This is a genomic window from Alloyangia pacifica (genome assembly GCF_020524285.1).
Lineage (GTDB): Bacteria > Pseudomonadota > Alphaproteobacteria > Rhodobacterales > Rhodobacteraceae > Salipiger > Salipiger pacificus_B.
Map to the genome: position 1 here is coordinate 113,146 of NZ_JAIVKX010000020.1, position 8,684 is coordinate 121,829.

The window sequence follows — 8,684 nt, forward strand, 5'->3', positions numbered from 1 at the left end:
TGCCCAGGATTCCTATGACATGACCCGAAAGCTAACCCTCCTGACCGCCGCCGGCCTCTTCGCCGCGAGCGCGCTGAGCGCCGCGAACGTCTCGATGGAGGACCCGAACATCGCGGTGGATTACGAGGAAGGCGGCCGCTATTACACCGAGGACGGCATCCCCACGTTCAACGTTGCCGACGATGGCACCGTCGACTGGCCGACCTTCTCGGGCTTCCGCCGCTACCACGCCGAGTGCCACGTCTGCCACGGGCCGGACGGCGAAGGGTCGACCTACGCCCCGGCGCTGAAGAATTCCGCCGTCGAGATGGACTATTACGACTTCGTCGACGTGGTGGTGAACGGCCGCAAGAAGGTCGGTGCCGCCGAGAACTCGGTGATGCCCGCCTTCGGCACCAACCCCAACGTGATGTGCTACCTCGACGACATCTACACCTACCTCAAGGCGCATGGCTCGGGCGCGATCGAGCGCGGCCGCCCGGCGAAGAAGGAGCCCAAGAGTGAGACCTTCACCGAGATGGAAGATGCCTGCATGGGCTGAGCCCGTGCGCGCCGCGGGGCTGGCCCTTCTGCTGGCCTGCAGCGGCGGGGCGGGGTCGGCGCAGACCTCGGATCTCGTGTCGACGTCCGCGCTGCGGGTCTGCGCCGATCCCGCCGCCGACCCGATGTCGATGCAGGACGGGTCGGGCTACGAGAACGCGCTGGCCGAGCTGATCGGCGCCAAGCTGGAGCGGCCGGTGCGCTACACCTGGTTTCCCATGGCGACGGGCTTCATCCGCCAGACGCTGAAGGCCGGGAAATGCGATGTGGTGATGGGCTATGCGCAGGGGCACGAGCTGGTGCTGAACACCAATCACTACATGACCTCGGCCTACGCGCTGGTGGTGCCCGAGGACGGCCCCCTGGCGGGGGTGACCGAATTGTCGGACCCGGCGCTGCAGGGGCGGACGCTGGGGGTGATCGCCGGATCGCCGCCCGCCACCCACATGGCGCGGCACGGGCTGATCGGCAAGGCGCGGCCCTATGCGCTGGTCGTCGACCGGCGGGTCGAGAGCCCGGCCAGCGACATGCTCGACGACCTCGCCGCGGGCGAGATCGACGCCGCCGTGCTGTGGGGGCCGATCGGCGGCCCGCTGGTCAAGCGCGACCATCCGGGGCTGAAGGTGACGCCGCTGATCCACGAGGCCGGGGCGCCGAAGCTGTTCTACCGCATCACCATGGGTGTGCGGCAGGGCGAGAAGGTCTGGCAGCGCCAGCTCAACTCGCTGATCCGCCGCAATCAGGACGAGATCGACGCGCTGCTGACCGAGGCCGGGGTGCCGCTGCTCGACGACATGGGCGCGCGGGCGCTCGACGTGGGGCAGTAATGCCGCCGGTGAGACGGCTTTGGCTGGCGCTGGCGGTCGTGCCGGCGCTGGCCTTTTTCGATCCGGCGCTTGCGCAGGTGCCGGAGCCCGAGGGCTACCGGATGCAGGACTACCGCGCGCCGGTGCCGGACTCTCTGGCGGGCGGCACGGTGGTGGATGTCGAGGAGGCCCATGCGCTGTGGCAGGCTGGGGAGGCGGCTTTCATCGACGTGCTGCCGCGCCCGCCGAAGCCTGAAAGCTTGCCCGAGGGCACGGTCTGGCGCGACGCACCGCGCGACAGCATTCCCGGGGCGATCTGGCTTCCCAATACCGGCTACGGCGCGCTCGGCGCGCCGGAGGAGTCCTATCTGCGGGAGGGGCTCGCGGCGGCAAGCGGCGGCGATCTTGCGCAGCCGCTGGTCTTCTTCTGCCTCGCCGACTGCTGGATGAGCTGGAACGCGGCAAAGCGGGCGTTGAGCTACGGCTACGCCTCCGTCTCCTGGCTGCCCGTGGGGACAGACGGGTGGGCCGCGGCGGGCTACCCGCTCGAGAGGGTCTTGCCGCGGCAGTGATCCGGACGGTCAGTCGGTGGCACCTATGAAGGCGCCGAAGGCGCGCGGGCCGTCGGCGGTGTCGAGGTCGGCGACCACCTCCAGCGTCTTCGCGTCGATCAGGCTGAGCGTGTTGTCGAACCAGTTGGCCACGGCGATCTGCCCGTCCGAGGTGGCGGCGATGCCCTCGGGGTATTCGCCCACCGTGAGCTCGGCGAGGGGCGCCAGCGTGTCGAGCGCGATCACGCTGACCGTCCCGGCATACTGGTTGCTGACGAAGGCGCGTCCGGCGGCGAAGGCGACGCCATAGGGGCGGTCGCCGACGGGCAGGGTGGCCAGCAGCTCGCCCGCGCCGGGGTCGATCACCGTCACGTCGTTGCTGCCGACATTGCCGACGAAGAGCCGCCCGTCCGGCGCGAAGCCGAGGCCGAAGGGCCGCGTGCCCACGGGCAGGCTGCGGGCGAGGGTGAGGGTCTCGGCGTCATAGAGGCTCACCCGGTCGGCATCGCGCTCGGCGGCGGCGAGCAGCCTGCCATCGGGCGAGAGCGCCAGCCCGGCGGGGGCGGCGCCGGTGGAAAGCTCGCTGAGGACATCGAGCGTGTTCGCATCCAGCACCCAGAGCCGGGCGTTATACCAATCCGAGACGAAAAGATGCGACCGGGCCGCGTCCAGCGCGACCCCCATCGGGCCGCCGTCGAGCACCGCATCGGCCAGCACCGTGCCCTCGGGCCCGTGGCGGCGCACGGTCTTGCTCTCCGGCGCCACCGTGTAGACCGTACCGTCCGGTGCCGCCGTCACGCCGGCGGGCTTGCCGGGAACGGACCAGCGGGCGGTCTCTTCGCCGGTGTCGAGGTCGATCACCGAGAGCGCGTCGCCGTTCTGGCAGGTCACGAAGGCGAGATCCGCCGCCGCCGAACTCGCGGCGACGGCCAGCACGGCGGCGAACGCCAGCTCAGGAGCCCGGCGCACCGAACCGCTCGACCAGCGCCTGCAGCCCGGCCTCGTAGACGCCGGTGACCGCGGCGATGGCGGCCTCGTCGTTCAGCTCGGGGGGCGGGTCGTTGTTGGGATAGCCGCGGTAGAAGGCGCCGCGCCATTCGACCGTGGCACCGCCGCCCTCGCGCGGGAGCACCGTCAGATGCGAGGAATAGTTGGTCACCGGCAGCACCTCGACCGCGACCTCGGTGATCCGGTAGCTGTAGGACATCTTCTCGGCGCTGTACTTGTAGAGCACCTCCGAGATCATCGGTCCCGAGGCGCCCTGATCCGACAGGTAGAGCTCGCGGGTGGCGTCGATCTCGTTGCCGCCCTCGCCGGAGTTCGCGAGGATCGCCGGGTGCCAGGTCATGTCCTGGAAGTCGCCGATCGCGGCCCAGACCTCGGCGGGTTCGGCGGCGACATCGGTGGTCACGGTGATCTTTTGCCGGGTCGGCCCGTGCGCCAGGACGGCAGCGGGCATCAGCGCCAGCGCGGCCCCCGCGAGCAGCAGGTTGCGTCTTTTCATCTGGTCTCCTCCATAAAGATGCCGGTGCGCAGGATGTACTCCATCCCCCGCCGCCAGCTTTCGTCCGTGTTCGAGCGGATATCGACGACCCGTCCCCTGACCGTCTGGCCGCTGTCCACGTCGCGCAGTTGCAGGTTCATCGACAGGATGAGGTTCGAGACCTTCTGAACCTCTCCCACCAGGGCGTAGTCGGCCCCCAGCTTCGCGGCCATGCGGGTGTCGCAGCCGTAGCACTTGGCCGGGTTGACGATGCGGTCGCGCTCTTCGGCGATGGGGCCGAGGTCCAGAAGATCGAAGCCCGCGTCGGTGAAGCGCTGCGCCACCAGCTCCTCGAGCATGGTGACCCGCGCCAGTTCCGCCGGGTCCTGGCCGAGCTCGGCGGTCTGCAGCGAGCTGTCGAGGAAGGTGATGCCCAGGAACGCCACCTTCTCGCCCGCGACGGCGGGGGAACAGAGCATCAGCAGGAGCGGGAGGGCGCGGATAAGCATCGCTGCCTTCTTAGAAATTAAGAGTCGCCGACAATCGTGCCGCCGTTACCCTGTGTCTCGCAACCGAACCGAAAGTATCGGTTCACCGCTTCGCCTTGGGAGGGGCAGAGTGGATCAGGGCCCGACACGACTGCGCGGGCATGGGAGGAGACCGTGACCAAGAGATTTGCCTCGCCGCTTGCGGCGGCAGCGCTTGCCGTGACCGCCTGCCTGGGCGCCCCGGCCGCCGAGGCTGTGGAGGTCCGCGCGGGGGTGCTGCGGGTCGACTACCCGGCGCTGCTGCCGATCTCGCGCTATGACGCGCGGCCCGAAGACCTAGATTTCGCCGGGGCGACGCTGGCCGACGAGGACAATGCGACCACCGGGTCGTTCCTTGGCCATACCTATGAGACCGAGACCGTCGCCACCCCGCCCGAAGGGGCGCTGGCGGCGCTTGAGACGATGCTGGAAAGCGGCATCCGCTACGTGGTGGTGGACGCGCAGGCCGGGGACCTGCTGGCGCTCGCCGACCGCGCGGCGGAGGCGGGGGCGCTGGTGCTCAACGCCTCCGCCCCCGATGGGGGTCTGCGCGGAGCCGAGTGCCGGGCGAACCTGCTGCACATCGCGCCGTCCTTCGCGATGAAGGCCGACGCCGTGGCGCAATTCGCCGTCTGGAAGAAATGGCCGCGCTGGCTGCTGGTCAGCGGCTCGAACCCCGAGGATCGGGCGCTGGCCGAGGCCTACCGCCGCGCGGCGAAGAAGTTCGGCGCGAAGATCGTCGAGGAGCGCGAGTTCGAGGACACCGGCGGCGCGCGGCGCACCGACACCGGCCACGCGCTGGTGCAGCGGCAATTGCCGACCTTCCTGCAGCGCACCGAGGAACATGACCTGGTGATCGCCGCCGATGCCACCGACTATTTCGCCGCCTACCTGCCCTATCACCTCTGGACGCCGCGCCCGGTCATGGGCAGCGCCGGGCTGCGCCCGGTCACCATGCATGGCGCGCACGAGGCCTGGGGCGCGACGCAGTTCCAGACCCGCTTCGAGAGGCTCGCCCGGCGCCATGTGACCGAGGAGGATTACAACACCTGGCTGGCGCTGCGGGTGCTCGGCGAGGCGGTGACCCGCACAGGCAGCGACGATCCCGCCGAGCTGGAGGCATATATCGTGTCGGACGCCTTCGAGCTGGCGGCCTTCAAGGGGCAGAAGGTGACCTTCCGCGACTGGAACGGCCAGATGCGCCAGCCGATCCTGCTCTACGACGACCGCATCACCGTCAGCGTCAGCCCGCAGGAGGGGTTCCTGCACCAGGTCTCGCCGCTCGACACGCTGGGGCTCGACCGGCCCGAATCCGACTGCACGGCCTTCCAATGAGGACTCCGATGAAATCACTCATGCTCACCGCCGCGCTCTGCCTTGCCGCCTCCGGCGCGCTGGCCGGCAAGGCCTTCGTCTCGAACGAGCGGGGCAACACCATCACCGTGCTCGACACCGACAGCTGGGAGGTGATCGCGGAGTTCGAGGGCGGCAACCGGCCGCGCGGCATCACCCTCTCGCCCGACGGCGCGCTGCTCTACGTCTGCGCCTCGGATGACGACACGGTGCGGGTCTTCGACACCGAGACCTACGAGGAGCTCTACACGCTGCCCTCGGGGCCGGACCCCGAGCTCTTCGTGCTCGATCGCTCCGGCAGCCCGCTCTACATTGCCAATGAGGATGACAACCTCGTCACGGTGACCGACACCCAGAGCCATACGATCCTCGCCGAGGTGCCGGTGGGGGTGGAGCCCGAGGGGATGGCGATCTCGCCGGACCACAACTGGGTGGTGAACACCTCGGAGACGACCAATATGGCGCATTTCATCTCGACCGAGGATTACCAGATCAAGCACAATATCCTCGTCGACCAGCGGCCGCGCTACGCCGAATACCTCGACGACGGCACGCGGCTCTTCGTCAGCTCCGAGATCGGCGGCACGGTCAGCGTCATCGACATCGCCGAGGACGGCACGCCCACGTTGAGCCGGAAGATCGGCTTCGAGGTGCCCGGCGTGCTGCCCGAGTGGCTGCAGCCGGTGGGGGTGAAGGCGACCTCGGACGGCAGCCGCATCTTCGTGGCGCTGGGACCGGCGAACCGCGTGGCAGTGATCGACGGGACAAGCCTCGAGGTTCTGGACTATATCATGGTGGGGCAGCGGGTCTGGCAGATGGCCTTTACCCCCGGCGAGGAATTTCTGGTGACCACCAATGGCAATTCCAACGACATCACGGTGATCGACGTGGCCGCGGAAAAGGCGATCAAGTCGGTCCAGGTGGGGCAGCAGCCCTGGGGCGTGGCGATCACGCCGAACTGAACGGCAAGGGGGAGACAAGGCTCATGAAGGGAATTCTGACCGCATTGGTGCTGGGCTGCGCCTCGGCGCTTCCGGCCGCCGCGCAGGAGCTGCCGGTGATCCGCGCCGCGGTGCTGAAGATCGGCACTGTGAACTGGGAGTTGTCGACCATCGCCGAGAACGGCTTCGACGCGGCGCATGGCTTCAAGCTCGAGGTGGTGCCCTACGCCGACAATGGCGCGACCCGCATCGCGGTCGAGGGCGGCGAGGCCGACATGGCGGTGGCCGACTGGATCTGGGTCGCCCGGCAGCGCGCCGAGGGCAAGGACTACGTGGTCGTGCCCTATTCCCGCGCGGTGGGCGGGCTGCTGGTGCCCGAGGGCTCGGACGCCGAGACTCTGGCCGACCTCGAGGGCGGCAAGATCGGCATCGCCGGCGGGCCGCTCGACAAGTCGTGGCTGATCCTGCGGGCCTATGCGCAACAGGAGTACGGCGTGGACCTGAAGGCCGAGACCGAGCAGGTGTTCGGGGCGCCGCCGCTGATCTTCAAGTCGGGCCTGTCGGGGGACTACGCCGGGGCGATCAACTTCTGGCACTTCCTCGCCAAGATGAAGGCGGCGGGCATGCGCGAGCTGATCTCGGTGGAGACCGCCGCCGAGGCGCTGGGGCTCGACCCCGACGTGCCTTTGCTGGGCTACTACTTCAAGGGCGACTTCCTGGCCGAGCACACGGGCCTGGCGCAGGCCTTCTTCGCGGCGAGCCGCGACGCCAAGGAGCTTCTGGCCGAGGATGCCGAGGCCTGGGAGGCATTGCGGCCGCAGATGAACGCCGCGAGCGAGGCGCAGTTCGAGCAGCTCAAGGCCGACTGGCTGGCCGGGGTGCCGCAGCGCGGGCCGGTGGATGCCGGCGCGGCGGACCAGCTGCTGTCGCTGATGGCCGAGCTCGGCGGGACCGAGCTTGTGGGGCAGGCCAGCACCGTGCCCGACGGGCTCTTCGCGGAGGTGGAATGAGCCCGCGCACCCGCCCCGACGACAGCCGCGTCGTGCCCCTGCATCCCGAGCTTGCGGATCCGGGCGCGGTGCGGGTCGAGATCCGCGGCAAGCGGTTCGGCGCGACAGAGGTGCTGCGCAACGTGCATTTCACCGTCTCGCGCGGCGAGACGGTGGCGCTGCTCGGCCCGTCGGGCATCGGCAAGTCGACCCTGCTGCGCATCGTCGCCGGGCTCGATCCGGAGTTCGAGGGCGAGGTGAGCCGCCCGGCGCATATGGCCATGGTGTTCCAGGAGCCGACCCTGCTGCCCTGGCGCAGCGCGCTGCAGAACCTCACGCTGGTGCATCCTGAGCTGAGCGAGGGCGACGCCCGCGCCGCGCTCGACCGGGTCGGGCTGAAGGGCCGCCACGATGCCTATCCGCGCAGCCTCTCTCTGGGCCAGCAGCGCCGGCTGGCGCTGGCGCGCGCCTTTGCCGGGCGCGTCGACATGCTGGTGATGGACGAGCCCTTCGTCTCGCTCGACGCCGAACTTGCCGAGGCGATGCTGGCGCTGACCGAGGAGCTGATCGCCGAGCTGCGCCCGGCGGTGCTCTTCGTCACCCACGCCCGCCCCGAAGCCGAACGACTGGCCAGCCGCATCCTGCACCTGCAGGGTCAGCCCGCCACACTGACCCCGCATCTGGTCTGACAGAGGAGATCCGACCATGAGAACGTCCCTGATCGCCGCCGCGCTTGCCGCGCTGGCGCTGCCCGCCGCTGCGCATGACTTCGGCTTTGCCGGCGTGCTGTCGAACAGCAACTCCGAGGAAATGCCCGAGATCACCCTCTCGGTCGGCAAGCCGCTCGCCGAGGGGCCGATCACCCTGAAGTCCGGCATGCTCTACGAGCTGGAGATCGAGGCCGACGGCTCGGGCGAGCTGGGGCTCGAGGGGCCGGGCTTCTTCCGCGCCATCTGGGTCAACGAGGTGGTGGTGAACGGGCTGGAGATCCGCCCTTACGGCCTCGAGAGCGTCGAGTTCGACGAGGCCGGGGAAATGGAGATCGAGTTCCTCGCCATCAAGCCGGGGCAATACTACCTGAAGATCCCCGGATCCACCGGCGAGAGCCAGCGTGTGGACATCACCATCCAGTAGTCTCTGAGGGGCGGGCGCGAGCAGTTTGCCCGCCTTCGCCGCGGCGGAGAGGTTCGAGCCCACGGCGGCGGCCCCGAGTCCAAGGACCGGACGCGAGGCGAGACTGGGAGATTTTTAGGCCCCTGCGAGTCGGTTTTTCCGCCAGGAGTGCGGGCCTCAAAGCTCTGTATTGATGTGAGGCGGCTATCAGCCACAACATGTAGATCTTGGCGATCTTTGGCCGCTCAAGCGGACCCTGCGAAAAGCCCGCCGATCTGCGGGGGTGCGCAGAAAATATGCTAATCAACCTATTGAAATTGCCCGCATTTCGAGGAAATTCCAAAAAACTTCGGCTTCCCCGGAAAAATCCGCTTGCAGGCC

11 protein-coding genes are annotated in these 8,684 nt (G+C 68.9%); 8 read left to right on the top strand and 3 right to left on the bottom strand.

Annotated elements, in window-relative coordinates; translation table 11 throughout:
- Positions 1 to 19 precede the first annotated feature (19 nt).
- From LC039_RS23510 to LC039_RS23520, 3 genes are read left to right on the top strand one after another with little or no spacing between them, the layout of a single operon-like run.
- A complete protein-coding gene (locus LC039_RS23510) occupies positions 20 to 541 on the top strand; it encodes a c-type cytochrome, methanol metabolism-related (RefSeq protein WP_226628761.1) in 522 nt (173 codons plus the stop codon).
- On the top strand, positions 525 to 1,367 hold the full coding sequence (locus LC039_RS23515) for a substrate-binding domain-containing protein (RefSeq protein ID WP_226628762.1): 843 nt from the start codon (positions 525 to 527) through the stop codon (positions 1,365 to 1,367). The genes LC039_RS23510 and LC039_RS23515 overlap by 17 nt, the downstream gene beginning before the upstream one ends.
- A complete protein-coding gene (locus LC039_RS23520) occupies positions 1,367 to 1,918 on the top strand; it encodes a PQQ-dependent catabolism-associated CXXCW motif protein (RefSeq protein WP_226628764.1) in 552 nt (183 codons plus the stop codon). Before LC039_RS23515 ends, LC039_RS23520 begins: the two co-directional genes overlap by 1 nt.
- Positions 1,919 to 1,927: 9 nt before the next feature.
- Here LC039_RS23520 and LC039_RS23525 read toward each other — a convergent pair whose 3' ends face one another.
- From LC039_RS23525 to LC039_RS23535, 3 genes are read right to left on the bottom strand one after another with little or no spacing between them, the layout of a single operon-like run.
- A complete protein-coding gene (locus LC039_RS23525) occupies positions 1,928 to 2,866 on the bottom strand; it encodes a beta-propeller fold lactonase family protein (RefSeq protein WP_226628766.1) in 939 nt (312 codons plus the stop codon).
- Complete coding sequence (locus LC039_RS23530) at positions 2,850 to 3,401, bottom strand: SRPBCC family protein (RefSeq protein ID WP_226628768.1); 552 nt, start codon at positions 3,399 to 3,401, stop codon at positions 2,850 to 2,852. The genes LC039_RS23525 and LC039_RS23530 overlap by 17 nt, the downstream gene beginning before the upstream one ends.
- Positions 3,398 to 3,889 carry a DUF3280 domain-containing protein gene (locus LC039_RS23535; protein ID WP_226628770.1) on the bottom strand — a complete coding sequence of 164 codons (492 nt, stop codon included), beginning with the start codon at positions 3,887 to 3,889 and terminating at the stop codon, positions 3,398 to 3,400. Before LC039_RS23535 ends, LC039_RS23530 begins: the two co-directional genes overlap by 4 nt.
- Before the next feature lie 153 nt (positions 3,890 to 4,042).
- Between LC039_RS23535 and LC039_RS23540 the strand changes: the two genes are divergently transcribed.
- The 5 genes from LC039_RS23540 to LC039_RS23560 are packed head-to-tail and all read left to right on the top strand — an operon-like array spanning position 4,043 to position 8,324.
- A complete protein-coding gene (locus tag LC039_RS23540) occupies positions 4,043 to 5,242 on the top strand; it encodes an ABC transporter substrate-binding protein (RefSeq protein ID WP_413463858.1) in 1,200 nt (399 codons plus the stop codon).
- A gap of 8 nt (positions 5,243 to 5,250) precedes the next feature.
- A complete protein-coding gene (locus tag LC039_RS23545; RefSeq protein WP_226628772.1) occupies positions 5,251 to 6,222 on the top strand; it encodes a YVTN family beta-propeller repeat protein in 972 nt (323 codons plus the stop codon).
- Between the two features lie 23 nt (positions 6,223 to 6,245).
- Entirely contained in the window at positions 6,246 to 7,211 is a 966-nt protein-coding gene (locus LC039_RS23550) for an ABC transporter substrate-binding protein (protein ID WP_226628773.1), read from the top strand.
- Positions 7,208 to 7,879, top strand: a complete 672-nt coding sequence (locus LC039_RS23555) for an ABC transporter ATP-binding protein (RefSeq protein WP_226628774.1) — start codon at positions 7,208 to 7,210, stop codon at positions 7,877 to 7,879. Before LC039_RS23550 ends, LC039_RS23555 begins: the two co-directional genes overlap by 4 nt.
- A gap of 16 nt (positions 7,880 to 7,895) precedes the next feature.
- Entirely contained in the window at positions 7,896 to 8,324 is a 429-nt protein-coding gene (locus LC039_RS23560; RefSeq protein ID WP_226628775.1) for a hypothetical protein, read from the top strand.
- Positions 8,325 to 8,684: the final 360 nt, after the last annotated feature.